This is a genomic window from Roseateles depolymerans, assembly GCF_003387155.1.
GTDB lineage: Bacteria > Pseudomonadota > Gammaproteobacteria > Burkholderiales > Burkholderiaceae_C > Roseateles > Roseateles depolymerans.
In genome coordinates this window covers 132,822-149,807 of the sequence record NZ_QUMT01000001.1, presented here as the reverse complement: position 1 = coordinate 149,807, position 16,986 = coordinate 132,822, and the positions used below count along the sequence as shown (strand labels likewise).

The following is a 16,986-nucleotide window of genomic DNA, read 5'->3' as shown; positions in this document are numbered from 1 at the left end:
ACGACCCACCGCTCGCGCTCGGTGAGGGTCGCCGCTCTCCCTCAGAAGGGGTTGTAGGTCTTCTCTCGGCGGTAATGGATGTAGCCCACGCTGGCGCCTGCCCGCAGCCCCACACCCAGCCGGATCGGCGCCAAGGTGATGCCGTCCGCCCGCTGGTAGTTGATGCCGGCGCCGCCGACGTAATACAGGCTGCCGTCGACGCCGGGGAAGCGGCGGTAGATGGCCGCGGGCTTGGGCAGCTTGTAGACCAGCGTGAAGACCTTGGACGCATTGGCACCCAGGTCGAATCCCACCGACGGCCCGGCCCAATACACCTGCGCGGTGCCGCCATGCTTCATCACCAGCGTGCCGTCCCCGTAGCGCAGCCCCACCGTGATGGCCGCCCCGGCTTCCTGGCCCTTGATGTAGGCATTGGGCCGGCCCTGTTCCTTGAAGGCCTTCTCGATGACCTTGGCCAGCCCTTCGGTCGTCTGGCCGAAGAACTCGGCGGCGTCCTTGAGGACGGAGTCCTGGTCGAAGGTGTCGTCTTCGTCGTTCTTGTCACCCCTGTCGCCGGGGCTGCCCTTGTCTTCGGCCGCCAGCGCCGGCCAGCTTGCACCCGCCGCCACAGGCAGGATCAGCCCGCCCGCCGTCAGCCGCCCCAGCCGGGTCAGCGCGCCGCGGCGAGACGCGGCCAAGTCTTCGGACTCCATACGATTCATGCTCACTCTCCGGGTTTTCCATGAGGCCGGCGCACAAAAGGGGTGCGGTTCTCCGGTCGGACACGTTTTGCAAGACGATGCTACGCCTGCTTGTGACAAACGGCGCGACAACCCGGTGCGCCGTTCTATACACTGCGCGAACGCCAACGCGGAGGGTCGCGGAACGACGACAAGATTGGCAGATGAAGACCGATCCACCGATTCCTATCGACGACCCATCCGCACACAAAAGCGAAGATAAGCAGCAAGGAGGACCCCCGTGAGTGATTTGCCCCGTCTGGCGAGAGCCCTGGAATATCTGGACATGGCCTCGGCCCTGTACATGGCCGGCGGTGCCGATCATTCCGCACAGTTGCTCGCCGCCGCCGGTGAGCGCTTGCTGGGGGACCTGGCGCGGTTGATCCAGTCGCCGGAACACGGGCCGGAAGTGCAGCAGTTGCTGTCACGGGTGGCGCAGACCCATCCGGGGTATTCGCTGCCGGAAGTGCCTGGGCATGCGCCCAATCGACAGCTGCAGCAGATGATGTCCCGCGAGGATTCGCCGGAGCTGATGGCGCTGCGCCAGGCGACTTCGGCGCTGCTGCGGGCGTCTTGGTATTTGCTGGAAACGATGGGCCTGGAATCGCTGGCGCCGTCGCGCCTGCACCAGGCCATCGAAAAATCCACCATCTACGCAGAGCTCTAGACCCCCCCTACGCGCTGCGCGCGCCCCCCAAGGGGGCAAGACGGAGCCCGGCGGAGCCGGATCTCCAGTCTTCGCTTGGCTCGGGCGACAGGGCGACTGGGTTCACCTATCTCGGGCAAGCGGTCGCCCTTGGTCGGGGGGCAGCGGCGGGCTTTGACGAAGTGCGTCGGGAAGCGGATAGTCTGCCGAAAACGCCGGAGTTGTGATGTCCAACGATTCAAACCGCGAACGCCGTCATTTCTCGCGTATCGCCTTCGCCAGCGCCGCCCACCTGGTCACCGTCGATCACCGCATCACCGTCCAGGTGCTCGACCTCTCCCTCAAGGGCGCCCTCCTCCAGTTGCCCGATAACGCCCCCGTGGAACCCGGCATGCTCGCCCTCCTCGACCTGCCCCTCCACCCCCACGACGGCCGCATCTCCATGGCCGTCCAAATCGCCCACATCGACGCCTCCAAAGCCGGCCTCCTCAGCCTCGGCATCGACCTCGAAAGCATCACCCATCTGCGACGATTGATCGAACTCAACCTCGGCGACCCCGCCCTCGCAGAACGCGACCTTCGATCTTTGGCCGCCTCCCCCGCCTGACAGCCAACACCGAATCGCGTCCACGATTCGGTTCCTCGACACGTCACCGTGTCAGCACCTCGGCGTGTCAACGCACTGCCGTGCGCCGCATTGCCGCGTCAGCGCACCCAGCTCACTGGGCAATGAACCGCCGCAGCACCTCGAAGGCCGCCACCGGATCGTCCCGCCAGGCACCGTGACCCACGCCCGGGAAACGCGCCAATTGGCGATGTTGCGCCGGCAGGGCCTCGAAAATCTCCAGCGCATCTTCCAGCGGGCAGACCGGGTCGTCCTCCCCCACCATCACCAGCACCGGACACATCGCGCGCGCAAGACCCTGCAGCAGCCCCAGGTCCTGCTTCTCGCCCGCCACAAAATGCAGCAGGATCTCCAGGTTGGCCAGCGTGCGGCTGCCCGCTTCCGGGTCCGCCGCCGGCTGCGTGTTGTAGAGGTGTCGCACACCCGACCAGTACGCCTCAAACGTCGCATGGCTGGGATGGGCCCAGAACCCCTCCGCCAGCGCCCGCGCCTGCGGCCCGCCGCGCCGCTCGAAGGCCGCCAGCTTGCGCTCCAGACCCATGTGGTGCGACGTGCTCGACAACACCACCTTCGACGCATGCCCAGGGTGCCGGGCGATGTAGCGCTGCGCCACAAAGCCGCCAAAGGACTGCCCCAGCACAATAGGCTTTTCAATGCCCAGCGCGTCGCACAGACGCACCACATCGTCCGCCCACACATCCAGGTTCCATTCGCTGGACGGACGCGGGTCGCTGCGACCATGTCCGCGATGGTCGTAATAAACCACCTGCGCCAGATCCGTCAGTTGGCCAAAGGCCGGCTTGAAGGCACTGTGGTCAAAGCCCGGCCCGCCGTGCATGCAGATCAGCGTGGGCTTCTCCCGCATGCGCGGGCCGTCCGGCACCAGACCCGCCCCGTCCACATCCACATAAAGGCGAACGCCGCCACCGATATCGATCTTCATAGGCGCCAGTATGCCGCGCCGCAGCTTGTCGCCTACATGACGACGAGGGCTCGCAGCCCGTCCCACAATGGTCCGCACAAGACGAAGCAACGGAGACTGCCATGGCCATCGACGCCCCACCCCGGTTGGAGGGCGAGGACCCGCAGACGCACTACCGCATCTGCCCCTTGTGCGAAGCCAGCTGCGGGCTGGAAATCCGCACCGCCGCCGCCACGGACGGCACCCCCGCGCGCCACGTGGTGAGCATCCGCGGCGATGAGCAAGACCCGTTCAGCCAGGGCTATCTGTGCCCCAAGGGCGTCGCCCTCAAAGACCTGCATGAAGACCCCGATCGCCTGCGCCAGCCCATGCGCCGCGAGACCGACGGCCGATTCGTGCCGATCAGCTGGGCGCAGGCCTTCGACGAGATCCACCGCCGCCTGCCAGCCCTGCGCCAGACCCACGGGCCGGACGCCGTGGGCCTGAGCATCGGCAATCCAGCCTCTCACAAGATCGGCCTGTTCAGCTACTTCCCAGGACTGGCGCGCGCGCTGGGCACCCGCAACATCTTCTCCGCCTCGACGCTGGACCAGATGCCCAAGCAGCTCGCCTGCGGCTGGATGTACGGCCACTGGCTGAGCGTGCCGGTGCCGGACCTGCCTCGCACCGACCTGTTGATCATCCTGGGCGCGAACCCGGCCGTGAGCAACGGCAGCCTCTGGACCGTGCCGGACTATCGCGGCAAGGCCAAGGCGATGCGCGCCCGTGGGGGCCGCATCATCGTCATCGATCCGCGCTTCACCGAGACCGCACAGGCCGCCGATGAGCACCATGCCATCCGCCCCGGCGGCGATGTCTTCCTGCTGCTGGGCATGCTGCACACGCTGTTCGACGAAGACCTGGTGCGTCCCGGCCGACTGGCCGATCACATCAACGGCCTGGACAAGGTGCGCGCCCTGGCCGCGGACTTCCCCCCCGCGGTCTGTGCCCCGCAGGCCGGTCTGTCCGAGTCCGTCATCCGCCAGTTGGCCCGCGACCTGGCCGGGGCCCGCAGTGCCGCGCTGTATGGCCGCATCGGCACCTGCACCCAGCGCTTTGGCACGATCAACAGCTGGCTGATCGACGTGCTCAACATCCTCACCGGCCACCTGGACAGCCCCGGCGGTCTCATGTTCCCCAAGGCCGCCGCCTTCGCGGCCAATACGCTGGGCCGACCGGGCCAGGGCAAAGGCGTCACCACCGGCCGCCGCCACAGCCGCGTCAGCCATGCCCCCGAGGTGATGGGGGAACTGCCCATCAGCTGCCTGGCCGAAGAAATCGAGACACCGGGCGACGGCCAGATCCATGCGCTGATCACCGTGGCCTGCAATCCGGTGCTGTCCGCGCCCAACGGCGCACGGCTGTCCCGCGCCCTGGACGGGCTGGACTTCATGATCAGCCTGGACCCCTACATCAACGAGACCACCCGGCATGCCCACCTGATCCTGCCGCCACCGTCCCCGCTGGAGGACTGGCACTACGACCAGGTGTTTGCGCAGCTGTCCTGGCGCAATCATGCGCGCTGGTCGGGCCCGGTGTTCCCCGCCGAGGTCGGTGCCGACGCGCCGCAGTCCGAATGGCAGACGCTGCTGCGCCTGACCGCCATCGTGAACGGCCAGGGCCCGGACGCAGACCTGCAGGCGCTGGATGACCAGATGCTGATGACCGAGCTGCGTCGCAGCGCCGGTGACCGTGCGGCGGAATGCCTGTCGCTGCTGGACGGCGGCGCCGGACCGGCCCGCTGGCTGGACCTGGCCCTGCGCACCGGTCCCTATGGCGACGGATTCGGCCACACGCCCGACGGGCTGACGCTGGCCAAGGTCCGCGCCGCGCCGCACGGCATCGACCTGGGCGAGTTGAGCCCCCGCATTCCGGAAGTGCTGCGCACGCCCTCAGGTCGCATCGAGCTGGCGCCTGCCGCGCTGCTCGCCGAATTGCCAACGGTCCAGGCGGCGCTGCAGCGCCCGCTCACCGACGAACTGCTGTTGATCGGGCGTCGCGAGACCCGCAGCAACAACAGCTGGATGCACAACCTGCCGGTGTTGGCCAAGGGCAAGGAGCGCTGCACCTTGCTGATCCATCCCCAGGATGCTGCCCGCGCCGGCCTGGGTTCCGGCCAGATGGCGCGGCTGGGCAATGCCCGCGGCAGCGTGCTGGCGCCGGTGGAGCTCAGCGAGGCCATGCGACCCGGCGTGGTGAGCCTGCCGCATGGCTGGGGCCACGATCTGGCCGGGACGCAGTTGCGGCTGGCCGCCCAGCACCCGGGCGTCAACATGAACCTGCTGCTGGATGAGGACGACCGGGATCCGGTGTCCGGCACCTCGGTGCTGTCGGGCGTGGCGGTGCGTCTCAGCGCGGCGGAAAACGCCCCGACAACAGACCACTGACCAGCTCCAGGTGGTGCATCAGCTGCCACTGCCGGGCCAGCGCCTGCGTGGGCGGCACGCCGCGGATGTGGCACGCAACGAAACGGCGCACCGCTTCGGTGGGACCGAAGCAGGCATCGCGCCGGTCCAGGGCCTGGTGGAACTGCTGCAGGGCGCGCACGAAGCGGGCCTCCGCCAGGCGCTGCGGCGGGAACTGCCGCTCCGCCACGAAGAACTCCAGGCACAGCGCCCGGTCCATCGGCCCGCCGATCTGATGGAAGCTGAGATGGAAACAGCCGGTCGGCCCGCTGCCCGGATACGGTAGTGACGGCAGGCAGGTGTAGTCCGAAAAGCCGGGCCCGCCCACCTCGCGGTAGCGGGAGACCGCATCGGAGAAGAAGCGGCGCTCCTGCAGGAATCCGCCCAGCCCCACCCGCTTGAGGGCTTCGGGCATGCTCGCGTCCAGCGGCTCGACCCACACCACCGGCACCGGCGCCAGCCGCTCGCGCAGGGCGGTCGAGCAAGGGCCGCTCTTGAGAAACACCCGCCCCACGTGCAGGCCCTTCAAGGCGTCATACAGATGCATCAGCGACGGCGGCTCCTCCGCCATCACCACCCCCACCACCTGGCCTGCGAAGCTCTGCGCAAACAGCCGCACCACCTCCAGCGTCACCCCGCCATGCAGCAGCAGCGTGGGACACAGATGCTTGCGCGGCTGGATGGAGGCCATCAGATGCCGGCCCCAGCTCAGCGCCGGGGCGGCGCCGACGCCGTCGAATTCCTGCAGCATCGGATTGACCACCATCCACACCGGCAGCCCCTCGTCCTCGCAGGCCTGCAGCGTGTGGGTGAGCGAGGCCAACACATGACGCACCGGCTCGATCACCGGCTGGACACAAGCATCGGCGGCCAGCAGCGGGACGGACTGGCGCAAGGCCAGCATTTCCTTCTGCATGCCGTGAAGGTAGGGAAAGTACATGGGATCGCCACAAGTCACACCAGGGGCGCTGATGATGCAGAGTGCGCGGGCGCTCGTCAGCGATGGCGCTTGCTACGTTGCGTTGAATCAAGCTAGCAAATGCGATCCCAATTGCGGCTAGAGATCCACAAATATTGGTAGTGGAGCGGCCTGAAAAACTGATTCAACGCCGGGCTTGAACTCGTTGTCAGACCCCTGCGCAGCGCCCATGAAAAACGGCATCGGCCGCTGCTGCGAACCGATGCCGTCGGAGGCCAGGTACCCCGTCGTTCAAGACGCGGGACGGTGGCCGGTTTGCGGGGCGCTTCGCTCCTTACTGCGTGCGCGCGGCGTCCTGCTGAGCCGGTGCCGGCTCGGTCCCGCCGCCCAGCACCTTGTAGAGCTGGACCTGGTTCTGCAGATGGGCCAGGCGCACCTGCAGGGCCGACTGCTGCGCGGCAAAGCTGGACCGCTGGGCATCCAGCAGGTCCAGGTTGGACGCAGCACCGTTGCGGTAGCTCAGCTCCACCAGTTGCAGACGAGAGGCTTCGGCCTCGGCCTGTGCATCCTGCGCGCGCAACTGCTCGTCCAGCGTCGCACGACCGGCGAGCGCATCGGACACTTCCTTGAAGGCGGTCTGCACTGCCTTCTCGTAGTTGGCCACGGCAATCTCGCGATTGGCCTTGGCCGCATCCAGGTTGTTGCGGTTTTTGCCGAAGTCGAAGAGCGGCATCAAAGCGGTGCCGCTGATGCTCCAGGCACTGCGCTTGAACAGGTCGGACAGGGCGCTGCTGGCGGTACCGGCGCTGGTCGTCAGCGAGATGCTCGGGAAGAAGGCTGCGCGGGCCACGCCGATGTTGGCTTCCGCCGCCACCAGTTGCTGCTCGGCCTGACGCACGTCCGGACGCTGGATCAGCACTTCCGACGGCAGACCGGCCATGAGTGCGCCCATCGTCTGGCCGCTGAGCGGCTGCGCGGGGGTCAGCGTGTCGGGCAGCGGCTGGCCCACCAGCAGGGTCAGGCTGTTCATGTCCTGCATGCGGGTGCGCTGCAGCTGGGCCAGCGTGGCGCGGGCCGATTCATACGACGACTGCGCGGTGTTCAGGTCCAGCTTGGACGAGGCGCCGTTGTCGAACTTGAGCTGGGTCAGCCGCAGGCTGTCCTGGCGGGTGGCCAGGGTCTGCTCGGTCAGCTTGAGCAGCTCGTCATCCGCCTGCACTGCCAGGTAGGCCGTGGCCACGCTGGAGATCAGCGAGATGCGCGCAGTGCGGGCCGCCTCGCCGGTGGCCAGGTAATTGGCAAACGACGCTTCGCTGGTGTTTTTCAGGCGGCTGAACAGATCCAGCTCATAGGCATTGATCTGCAGACCGGCCTGGTAGGTGCTGACCACGCGCGTGTCGCCGTTGGTGGTGGTCTGCGGTCCGCGGGTGCCGGTCAGGCCGACGTTCACGGTGGGCCAGCGGTTGGCCGACGCCACACCTGCCTGCGCACGGGCCACTTCCACATTCAGCAGGGCCACGCGCAGGTCGCGATTGTTCTTCAGCGCCAGGCTGATCAGCTCGCGCAGACGGGCGTCATGGAAAAACTGCTCCCACTGCAGCTGGGCAGCGGCCTGGGCGCCGGGGGCTTCCGCCCCGGGCCCCTGCGGCCACTGGCCCGCCACCGGCGCCTCGGGACGCTGATGGTCCGGCGCCAGGTTGATGCAGCCGGTCAGTGCCAGGGCCGCAACGGCCGAGGCCAGGACGGTCAAACTGTTTTTGATCATTCGAATTCTCCGTGGGGCCCCGGCTTGCGCCGGGGCTCGCAACGTTCATCACACGCCGTCGGCGTTCTTGACATTGGTGCCGTCCAGCTCATGCGCATGCATCTTGCGCTGGCGCTCGCTGCCCTTGAAGAAGCGGCGCACCACCAGGAAGAAGACCGGCACGAAGATCACGGCCAGCAGCGTGGCGGTGATCATCCCGGACAGCACGCCGGTACCGATCGCGCGCTGGCTGGCCGAGCCCGCGCCGGAGGCGAAGAACAGCGGCGTCACGCCCAGGATGAAGGCCATCGACGTCATGATGATCGGGCGGAAACGCAGGTGGGCGGCTTCGAGGATGGATTCCACCAGCCCCTTGCCTTGCGCCTGCAGGTCCTTCGCAAACTCGATGATCAGAATGGCGTTCTTCGCGGACAAGCCGATGATGGTGATCAGGCCCACCTTGAAGTAGACGTCGTTGGGCATGTCGCGCAGCGTGGCACCGGCCAGCGCGCCCAGCAGACCCAGCGGCACCACCAGCAGCACGGCCAGCGGGATCGACCAGCTCTCATACAGCGCAGCCAGGCACAGGAACACCGCCAGCAGCGAGAACGCCAGCAGGATGGTGGCCTGCGAGCCGGACAGCTGTTCCTCGCGGGACAGACCGGTCCACTCGTAGCCGATGCCCGGCGGCAGCTTGGCGATCATGCTTTCCAGCTCCTTGATGGCCTGACCGGTGGACGCACCCGGGGCCGCATCACCGGCCAGGCGCATGGCCGGGTAGCCGTTGTAGCGGGTGGCCTGCATCTGACCGGTGATCCAGCGGCTGGTGGCGAATGCCGACAGCGGCACCGCCTTGCCATTGGCGTTGTTCACGTTCAGCGCCAGCACGTCTTCCGGCGTCATGCGCTTGGGCGCATCGGCCTGCACCACCACCCGCTGCATGCGGCCGGCGCTGGGGAAGTCGTTCACGTAAGCCGAGCCCAGCTGGGTGCCGAGCGTGGCCGCGATGGTGCTGTAGTTGACGCCCAGGGCCTGCGCCTTGGCACGGTCGATGTCGATCTGCAGCTGCGGCGCATCTTCCAGACCGTCAGGACGCATGCCGGTGATCAGCTTGCTCTGCGCAGCCATGCCCATCAGCTGGTTGCGAGCCGCCAGCAGAGCCTCGTGGCCGAGGCCGCCGCGGTCCTGCAGACGCAGGGCGAAGCCGGTGGCGTTGCCCAGTTCCGGAATCGGGGGCGGCGACAGCGGGAAGATGAAGGCGTCGCGCACGCCGCCCATCATCGCCCCGAAGACGCGGCCGGCCACGGCGCTGGCGCTGTGCTCGGCGCCCTTGCGCTCTTCCCATGGCTTGAGCGGCACGAACACCAGTGCGGCGTTCTGGCCCTGGCCGGAGAAGGAGAAGCCGATCACGCCGATGGTGTCGGCCACTTCCGGCTGCTTGTGCAGGAACTGCTCGACGGCGGCCACGGCGGCTTCGGTCCGGTTGGACGTCGCGCCCGGGGGCAGCTGCACGTTGACGATCAGGTAACCCTGGTCTTCATTGGGCAGGAAGGAGGTGGGCATGCGCACATACAGCCAGCCCACCACCGCCACGATGGCCACGAAGGCCAGCATCATGGTGGCGCTGCGCTTGAGCAGACGCGACACCCAGCCCTCATAGCCCTTGGCCGTGCGGGAGAAGCCGCGGTTGAACCAGCCGAAGAAGCCGCGCTTTTCGTGATGGTGACCAGCGTCCACCGGCTTGAGCAGCGTGGCGCACAGCGCCGGCGTGAGCGACAGGGCCATCAGCGCGGACAGCGCCATGGACGCCACCATCGCCAGCGAGAACTGGCGATAGATGTTGCCCACCGAGCCGGCGAAGAAGGCCATCGGCACGAACACCGCGATCAGCACCGTGGTGATGCCGATGATGGCGCCCGAGATCTGGCCCATGGCCTTCTTGGTGGCCTCGCGGGGGGACAGGCCCTCCTCGCTCATGATCCGCTCGACGTTCTCCACCACCACAATGGCATCGTCCACCAGGATACCGATGGCCAGCACCATGCCGAACAGCGTCAGCACGTTGATGGAGAAGCCCAGCGTCAGCATGATGCCGAAGGTGCCCAGCAGTGCCACCGGCACCACCAGGGTCGGGATCAGCGTATAGCGCCAGTCCTGCAGGAAGAGGTACATCACCAGGAACACCAGGATGATGGCCTCGACCAGGGTCTCGACCACTTGCGAGATCGAGATCTTCACGAACTTGGACGAGTCATACGGCACCGCGTACTCGACGCCAGCCGGGAAGTACTTCTTCAGCTCTTCCATGCGCTGCTTCACCGCCGTGGCGGTGCCCAGCGCATTGCCGGTGGGCGAGAGCTGGATACCGATACCGGTGGACGGCTGGCCGTTCAGGCGGGCGTAGGTGGCATAGCTCTGGCCGCCGAGCTCGATGCGGGCGACGTCCTTGAGCTTGACGGTGGAGCCGTCGGTGTTGGCGCGCAGGACGATGTTCTCGAACTGCCCCTTGTTCTCCAGCTGGCCCTTGACCACGATGGTGGCCGACATCGTCTGGCTGGTGGTGTTGGGACGGTCACCCAGCACACCGGCCGGCACCAGCGCGTTTTGCGCGGAGATGGCGGTGTTGACCTCGGTCGGGGTCAGGTTGTAGGCCAGCATCTTGGCCGGGTCCAGCCAGATGCGCATCGCGCGCTCGGAACCGAACAGCTGGGCCTGGCCGACGCCGGGCACCCGCTGGATTTCCGGGACGATGTTGCGCGCGGCATAGTCGCCCAGCGCAATCGGGTCCATCGAGCCGTCCTTGGAGGCCAGCGTGACGAACAGCAGGAAGTTGGAGCGGGACTTGTCCACCTTCACGCCCTGCTGCGTTACCGCCGACGGCAGTCGGGGTTCCGCGCGCGAGAGGCGGTTCTGGATTTCCACCTGCGCCAGGTCGATGTTGGTGCCGGACTCGAAGGTCACGGTGATCGTGCCCGTGCCGTTGGCCTGGCTGACCGACTCCAGGTAGGCCAGCCCGGGGGCGCCGTTGAGCTCCTGTTCGATGACGGAGATCACCGCCTCGTCCAGGGTCTTGGCGGACGCACCCGGGTACACCACGCTCACCACCAGGGAGGGCGGCGCGACGGTCGGGTACTGCGCCACCGGCAGCTGGGTGATGGCGACGCCGCCAAACACCAGGATGAAGAGAGCGATCACCCACGCAAAGATGGGGCGATCAATAAAAAAACGTGCCATGTCTTGAATCCTTCCTGAGCGTCAGGGCTCAGTGGCTGGCGGCCGAGGCGCCCGCGGGGGCACCACTGGCGGCGCTGGCCGGCGTGAAGGGCACCGGATTGACCGGCGCGCCCGGCACCATCATCTTTTGGAAGCCGTCGGCGATGACCTTTTCACCGGCCTTCAGGCCGTCCGTCACCACCCACTGGTTGCCGACGGCGTTGCCGATGCGGATCTTGCGGGACTGCGGCTTGTTGTCGGCGCCCACGACCAGCACGGTGTCGCCGTCGCTGCCGCGGGTGACCGCCTGCTGCGGCAGCAGGATGGCCGAGGGCAGTTCCGCCTGGGCCAGGCGCACGCGCACGTACTGGCCAGGCAGCAGGCTGTTGTCCGGGTTCGGCACTTCGGCGCGCAGGGTGACCTGGCCGGAGGTGGTGTCCACCGTCAGGTCGGTGAACAGCAGCTTGCCGGGACGGCTGTAGACCGTGCCGTCATCCATCACCACCTGCACCTGGGCGGCGCCGGTCCCGGCGCTGCGCAGCTGGCCGTTGGCCATGGCGCGGCGCAGGTTCTGCACCTCGTTGGCCGACTGGGTGAAGTTCACATAGACGCTGCTGACCTGCTGGATCAGGGCCAGCTGGGTCGCTTCGGTGGAACTGACCAGGGCGCCCTCGGTCACCATGGCGCGGCCGATGCGGCCGGAGATGGGTGCGGTCACGCGGGCGTAGTCCAGGTTCAGCTTGGCCTGCACCACGGCGGCCTTGGCGGCCGCCACATCGGCAGCGGCCGACTTGGCGGTGGCCACCGAGGTGATGTAGTCCTGCTGGCTGATCGCCTTGGCTTCGGCCAGCGGCTTGTTGCGCTCGGCCTGGGCATTGGCCTGGGCATAGTTGGCTTCAGCCTTGGCCACGTTGGCATTGGCGCTGTCCAGCGCGGCCTGGTAGGGGGCCGGGTCGATCTGGAACAGCGGCTGGCCGGCCTTCACTTCAGCGCCTTCGGTGAACAGACGCTTGAGCACGATGCCGGTCGCGCGGGCCCGCACTTCTGCGGTGCGCAGCGCTTCCACCCGGCCGGGCAGCTCGTTTTGCAGGGCCACCGCCTGGGTGCCCACTGTGACCACGCCCACCTGGGCGGGCGGCATGCCGCCGCCCTTGCCAGGACCGGCGGCCTTTTCATCCTTGCCGCAAGCGGTCAGGACAGCGGCCAGCGCGACCACTAGCGGCAGCAGATAAAGCACGCGGGCATGAGCCGTCGTGGGATTAGGGCGCGCCGCCCCCGGTTGTTCTTGTGACTGAGGGAAGGACATCACGATGGGGTTCCTCTTGTGCATCAGGGGTGGCTTGTTGGTGTTTTTACGTAGCGTTTTCAGCGTCGGCGCATCATCGGCAAAGGTCGATCCTCCTGCAACGCCCGCTGGGTGAACGGCCGGTTAAGGCGGCCGGCCAGCGAACGGGCGCTCGGGATGGAGAACTTCGCCGGACGGGCAAGGCCCAATCGACTACAGAACGGGCTGGAGTATATACATACATTCGCGCATGTATGTTTACCCCTCTACAATGCCGGACATGGCCCGACGAACAAAACAGGAAGCCCAGGAGACTCGCACCCGCCTGCTGGACGCCGCTGAACAGCTGTTCCATGAGCGGGGCGTGTCCCGCACGTCCCTGCAGGACATTGCCCAGACGGCGGGGGTGACCCGTGGCGCGGTGTATTGGCACTTTGAGGACAAGGTGCAGCTCTTCGACGCCATGATGGAACGCGCCACCATGCCGCTGGAAGAAGGCATTGAAGCGGCCACATCGCCGTCGCCGGACCGTCCGCTGGAAGATTTGCGGCTCGGTCTGCTGAACGTCTTTCACTGCACGGTCAACAACACCCGCACCCGCCGCGCCTTTGAAATCGCCAATCTGCGGGTGGAATTCGTGGGGGAAATGGCCCGCATCCTGGAGCGCAAGGTGGCGGCGCACCGGGACTGGACCCTGCACAACCGCAGCGCCTTCGAGCGGGCGATCGCCCTGGGTCAGCTCCCGGCCGACCTGGACACGCAGCGGGCGGCCATTGGCCTGATGGCGCTGGTCGGCGGCCTGCTGCACCACTGGATGCTGGATCCGGAATCCTTTGACCTGGTGGAACTGGGTCAGGCGCAACTGGAACACTACTTGTCCAGCCTGGCCGTGCCAGTGGCCAACCGCTTCCCGTCGCTCACCGAGGCTGAACGCCGCACGCTGGGCCGGCAGGCGGTCTGCGACGCCAATCGCTCCCGCGATGCCACGCCGGCGGATAGCCCCGCCCCCCCGCCTGCGGCGGACCCCACCTGACCGCTTGCAACCATGAACGTTTCCGACCTGTTCAAGTTTTTTGGGCACGCGAGTGTCTACGAGCCGTTCGACGACTTCCTCCTGACCCTGGGCGTGAAGAAGCGGCCCAAAGACTCCGACGACTATCCGTACATCTTGAAGCTCAAGGATGCGGGCGTGTCTCTCGGCTTTGAAGACGATCCCGCCGATCTTGGGATCGAACGCAAGAGCGATGGAACTTTCGTGTTCGCAAAGGTCCACCTCGATCTCACCAAAAAGGGCGGTTTCTCAGGCGACTTGCCATTCGGCGTCGGGAAAGCCCGGACGAAAAGCGAGATCGTCGCCATTCTGGGAAAGCCATTGTCTGAAGGAGACAAGCCGATAGGGGACGGCGTCGGAATGACCTACTTTGTGGACGGCTTGGTGTATGTCTTCGTGTGGGCCGATCGAGCGGCGACTCAGCTGGAATACGTCAGCCTTGCCCTGCCGAACGACGCAGACCGGCAACACGGACACGCGCCCGATTCAGCGCATTGACCCGCCATTTGCCCTGCGAAATCCCTGGTTTTGTGAGGTCTCCCCTGGGGTGAACCCCGAGGAGCGGCGACAATGTCCGGTTACCCCCGCCGAGCCGCCGCCGTGTCTGCCATCCTGCCTCCCACCTCCGCGCCCGAGTCCGACAAGAGTTCTGCCAAGAATACCGGCAAGGGTTCTGGCCAGAAGTCCGGCTCGAAGTCCGCCTCCGCTGCCAAGGCCCTGACTGCCTACCGGCCGTTCTGGGCCAAGCGCTTCGGCCCGGCCCCCTTCCTGCCGATGTCGCGCGAGGAGATGAACCAGCTCGGGTGGGACAGCTGCGACATCATCATCGTCAGCGGCGACGCCTATGTGGACCATCCCAGCTTCGGCATGGCGGTGATCGGTCGCACGCTGGAGGCGCAGGGGTTCCGCGTGGGCATCATCGCGCAGCCGGACTGGCAGTCGGCCGACCCCTTCCGCGCACTGGGCAAACCGAATCTCTTCTTCGGCGTGGCGGCCGGCAACATGGATTCGATGATCAACCACTACACGGCTGATCGCAAAATCCGCTCCGACGACGCCTACACGCCGGGCGGCGAAGCCGGCAAGCGGCCGGACCGGGCCACGCTGGTCTACACCCAGCGCTGCAAGGAAGCCTACAAGGACGTGCCGGTGATCATCGGCGGCATCGAGGCGTCACTGCGCCGCATCGCCCATTACGACTACTGGCAGGACAAGGTCCGCCGCAGCATTTTGGTGGACTCCAAGGCCGATCTGCTGGTCTATGGCAATGCGGAGCGGGCCATCATCGAGATCGCCCATCGGCTGGCGCAGAAAAAGCCCATCGAATCCATCACCGACGTGCGCGGCACCGCCTTCATGCGGCGGCCGGACGATCCGTCGCTGGACGGCTGGTTCGAGATCGACTCCACCGAGGTGGACGCGCCGGGCAAGGTCGAGGCGCTGATCAACCCCTACATGACCACCGACGAGGTGGCGGCTGACCAGGGCACGGATTGCGCCAAGCAGCAATCGCAGGCGAGCCAGGCGGCTGGCGCGGCGACCGGCGCTGCAGCCTCGGGCGCCGCCGCTGCGACCGCCCCGGCCTCCGCCGAAGGCAGCGCGCCCGCCAATGCCCTCTCCGCCGCCATGCCGGAGGTCAAGCCCATCCGCATCGTGCGTCAGCCCATGGCCCGAACGGGTCAGGATGGCCGCGCCCTGATCACCCCGCGGGACCGCACCGTCATCCGCCTCCCGGCCTACGAGAAGGTCAAGAGCGACCCGGTGCTGTATGCCCATGCCAACCGCGTGCTGCACCTGGAGACCAACCCGGGCAATGCCCGCGCGCTGGTGCAGCGGCACTCCTCCAGCGGCGTGGACCGCGACGTCTGGCTGAACCCGCCTCCCATTCCGCTGACGACCGCGGAAATGGACCACGTCTTCGACCTCCCCTACGCCCGCAGCCCGCATCCCCGCTATGCCGACGAGCAGGGCGGCCATGACGGCAGCACCAAGATCCCGGCGTGGGAGATGATCCGTTTCTCGGTGAACATCATGCGCGGCTGCTTCGGCGGCTGCACCTTCTGCTCCATCACCGAGCACGAAGGCCGCGTCATCCAGAGCCGCAGCGAGGACTCGATCATTCGCGAGATCGAGGACATCCGCGACAAGGTCAAGGGCTTCACCGGCATCATCTCCGACCTGGGCGGCCCGACCGCCAACATGTGGCACATCGGCTGCAAGAGTCCGGAGATCGAGGCGGCGTGCCGCAAGCCCAGCTGCGTTTATCCCGGCATCTGCCCGAACCTGCACACCGACCACGGCCCGCTGATCAAGCTCTACCGCCGTGCGCGCGGCCTGCGCGGCGTCAAGAAGATCCTGATCGGGTCCGGCCTGCGGTATGACCTGGCCATCGAGTCGCCGGAATACATCCAGGAGCTGGTCACCCATCACGTGGGCGGTTATCTCAAGATTGCGCCGGAGCACACCGAAGGCGGACCGCTGTCCAAGATGATGAAGCCGGGCATCGGCACCTACGACCGCTTCAAGCAGCTGTTTGAGCAGGCCAGCGCGGCAGCCGGCAAGAAGCAGTACTTGATTCCCTACTTCATTGCGGCGCACCCCGGCACGGCGGACGAGGACATGATGAACCTCGCCCTGTGGCTCAAGCGCAATGGCTTCCGCGCCGACCAGGTGCAGACCTTCTATCCCAGCCCGATGGCCACGGCCACGGCCATGTACCACTCCGGCAAGAATCCGCTGAAGAAGGTGACGCGGGACAGCGAGGCGGTGGACATCGTCAAGGGCGAGCGGCGCCGTCGCCTGCACAAGGCCTTCCTGCGCTACCACGATCCCAACAACTGGCCGTTGCTGCGCGAGGCGCTGAAGGAGATGGGCCGCGCGGACCTGATCGGCAACGGCAAGCATCACCTGATTCCGACCTTCCAGCCGGCCACCGATGGCGGTTATGAGTCGGCGCGTCGGAAGAACTCGACGCAGGCGGGACAGAAGACGGCGCCCAACAAGCCGCGAGCCGGTCAGATCCTGACCCAGCACACCGGCTTGCCGCCGCGGGAAACCGGGGCGGCCAAGCGTCCGGCGGTGGGGCCGGCACGATCCGGCACCACGGCGACCGCGCGGGCGGGGGGTGTGGGTGGCCAAAAGATGGGCCAAAAGATGGGCCAAAAGACAGGGCAACGCGCTCATGGCGCGCAAGGCGCTCAAGCCCCTCAGCGCAGCGCCAGCCCTGTGCGCAGCAACACCTCCGCACGCAGCGGCACCCCAGTCCGCAGCGGCGGGATCAAGCGCGGCCGTCCCTGATCCGGAGCGGTCACGAGGCCTGGCTGGCCTCGTGGGCAAAGCGGTTGATGGTGGCGTTTCGGGCTGCGCCCATGCCGAGGGCCGCCCCGAAGGCCGCCGTGAGGGCCACCGTGATGGCCAC

The 16,986-nt window shown here is 67.1% G+C and carries 12 protein-coding genes; 6 read left to right on the top strand and 6 right to left on the bottom strand.

Going from position 1 to position 16,986, the window contains the following annotated elements; genetic code table 11:
* Positions 1–41: 41 nt before the first annotated feature.
* A complete protein-coding gene (locus tag DES44_RS00615) occupies positions 42–701 on the bottom strand; it encodes a DUF1134 domain-containing protein (protein WP_058936654.1) in 660 nt (219 codons plus the stop codon).
* A gap of 259 nt (positions 702–960) precedes the next feature.
* Here DES44_RS00615 and DES44_RS00610 point away from each other — a divergent pair, with 259 nt between their 5' ends.
* Positions 961–1,386: a hypothetical protein gene (locus tag DES44_RS00610; RefSeq protein ID WP_147306908.1), complete on the top strand. Its 426-nt coding sequence runs from the start codon at positions 961–963 to the stop codon at positions 1,384–1,386.
* Positions 1,387–1,591: 205 nt separating this feature from the next.
* Positions 1,592–1,972, top strand: coding sequence for a PilZ domain-containing protein (locus tag DES44_RS00605; RefSeq protein WP_083525881.1), 381 nt, complete (start codon positions 1,592–1,594; stop codon positions 1,970–1,972).
* A gap of 112 nt (positions 1,973–2,084) precedes the next feature.
* Here DES44_RS00605 and DES44_RS00600 read toward each other — a convergent pair whose 3' ends face one another.
* Entirely contained in the window at positions 2,085–2,933 is an 849-nt protein-coding gene (locus DES44_RS00600; protein ID WP_058936657.1) for an alpha/beta fold hydrolase, read from the bottom strand.
* A 101-nt stretch (positions 2,934–3,034) separates the two neighbouring features.
* On the opposite strand from DES44_RS00600, the gene DES44_RS00595 reads away from it, so the two are divergent.
* Complete coding sequence (locus DES44_RS00595) at positions 3,035–5,338, top strand: molybdopterin-dependent oxidoreductase (protein WP_058936658.1); 2,304 nt, start codon at positions 3,035–3,037, stop codon at positions 5,336–5,338.
* On the opposite strand, the gene DES44_RS00590 is transcribed toward DES44_RS00595, so the two are convergent.
* From DES44_RS00590 to DES44_RS00575, 4 genes are all read right to left on the bottom strand, one after another.
* On the bottom strand, positions 5,301–6,296 hold the full coding sequence (locus tag DES44_RS00590) for a hypothetical protein (RefSeq protein WP_058936659.1): 996 nt from the start codon (positions 6,294–6,296) through the stop codon (positions 5,301–5,303). The genes DES44_RS00595 and DES44_RS00590 overlap by 38 nt on opposite strands.
* Before the next feature lie 313 nt (positions 6,297–6,609).
* Positions 6,610–8,040 (bottom strand): efflux transporter outer membrane subunit, encoded by a 1,431-nt coding sequence (locus DES44_RS00585; RefSeq protein WP_058936660.1) that lies wholly within the window; start codon positions 8,038–8,040, stop codon positions 6,610–6,612.
* A 48-nt stretch (positions 8,041–8,088) separates the two neighbouring features.
* Entirely contained in the window at positions 8,089–11,253 is a 3,165-nt protein-coding gene (locus tag DES44_RS00580) for an efflux RND transporter permease subunit (RefSeq protein ID WP_058936661.1), read from the bottom strand.
* 28 nt (positions 11,254–11,281) lie between these two features.
* The gene (locus DES44_RS00575) at positions 11,282–12,538 is read right to left on the bottom strand and encodes an efflux RND transporter periplasmic adaptor subunit (RefSeq protein ID WP_058936662.1); all 1,257 of its coding nucleotides are present in this window, start codon (positions 12,536–12,538) and stop codon (positions 11,282–11,284) included.
* A 259-nt stretch (positions 12,539–12,797) separates the two neighbouring features.
* Here DES44_RS00575 and DES44_RS00570 point away from each other — a divergent pair, with 259 nt between their 5' ends.
* The 3 genes from DES44_RS00570 (at position 12,798) to DES44_RS00560 (ending at position 16,865) form a co-directional block, all read left to right on the top strand.
* Positions 12,798–13,550: a TetR family transcriptional regulator gene (locus tag DES44_RS00570; RefSeq protein WP_083525882.1), complete on the top strand. Its 753-nt coding sequence runs from the start codon at positions 12,798–12,800 to the stop codon at positions 13,548–13,550.
* Between the two features lie 12 nt (positions 13,551–13,562).
* Entirely contained in the window at positions 13,563–14,066 is a 504-nt protein-coding gene (locus tag DES44_RS00565) for a hypothetical protein (protein WP_058936663.1), read from the top strand.
* Positions 14,067–14,138: 72 nt separating this feature from the next.
* Positions 14,139–16,865: a YgiQ family radical SAM protein gene (locus DES44_RS00560; protein WP_170156572.1), complete on the top strand. Its 2,727-nt coding sequence runs from the start codon at positions 14,139–14,141 to the stop codon at positions 16,863–16,865.
* Positions 16,866–16,986: the final 121 nt, after the last annotated feature.

Coding starts and splice junctions, on each gene's coding strand:
- DES44_RS00595 (WP_058936658.1), top strand. CDS start 3,035: ATGGCCATCGACGCCCCACCCCGGTTGGAGGGCGAGGACCCGCAGACG.
- DES44_RS00605 (WP_083525881.1), top strand. CDS start 1,592: ATGTCCAACGATTCAAACCGCGAACGCCGTCATTTCTCGCGTATCGCC.
- DES44_RS00590 (WP_058936659.1), bottom strand. CDS start 6,296: ATGTACTTTCCCTACCTTCACGGCATGCAGAAGGAAATGCTGGCCTTG.
- DES44_RS00600 (WP_058936657.1), bottom strand. CDS start 2,933: ATGAAGATCGATATCGGTGGCGGCGTTCGCCTTTATGTGGATGTGGAC.
- DES44_RS00615 (WP_058936654.1), bottom strand. CDS start 701: ATGAATCGTATGGAGTCCGAAGACTTGGCCGCGTCTCGCCGCGGCGCG.
- DES44_RS00575 (WP_058936662.1), bottom strand. CDS start 12,538: ATGTCCTTCCCTCAGTCACAAGAACAACCGGGGGCGGCGCGCCCTAAT.
- DES44_RS00580 (WP_058936661.1), bottom strand. CDS start 11,253: ATGGCACGTTTTTTTATTGATCGCCCCATCTTTGCGTGGGTGATCGCT.
- DES44_RS00560 (WP_170156572.1), top strand. CDS start 14,139: ATGTCCGGTTACCCCCGCCGAGCCGCCGCCGTGTCTGCCATCCTGCCT.
- DES44_RS00570 (WP_083525882.1), top strand. CDS start 12,798: ATGGCCCGACGAACAAAACAGGAAGCCCAGGAGACTCGCACCCGCCTG.
- DES44_RS00565 (WP_058936663.1), top strand. CDS start 13,563: ATGAACGTTTCCGACCTGTTCAAGTTTTTTGGGCACGCGAGTGTCTAC.
- DES44_RS00585 (WP_058936660.1), bottom strand. CDS start 8,040: ATGATCAAAAACAGTTTGACCGTCCTGGCCTCGGCCGTTGCGGCCCTG.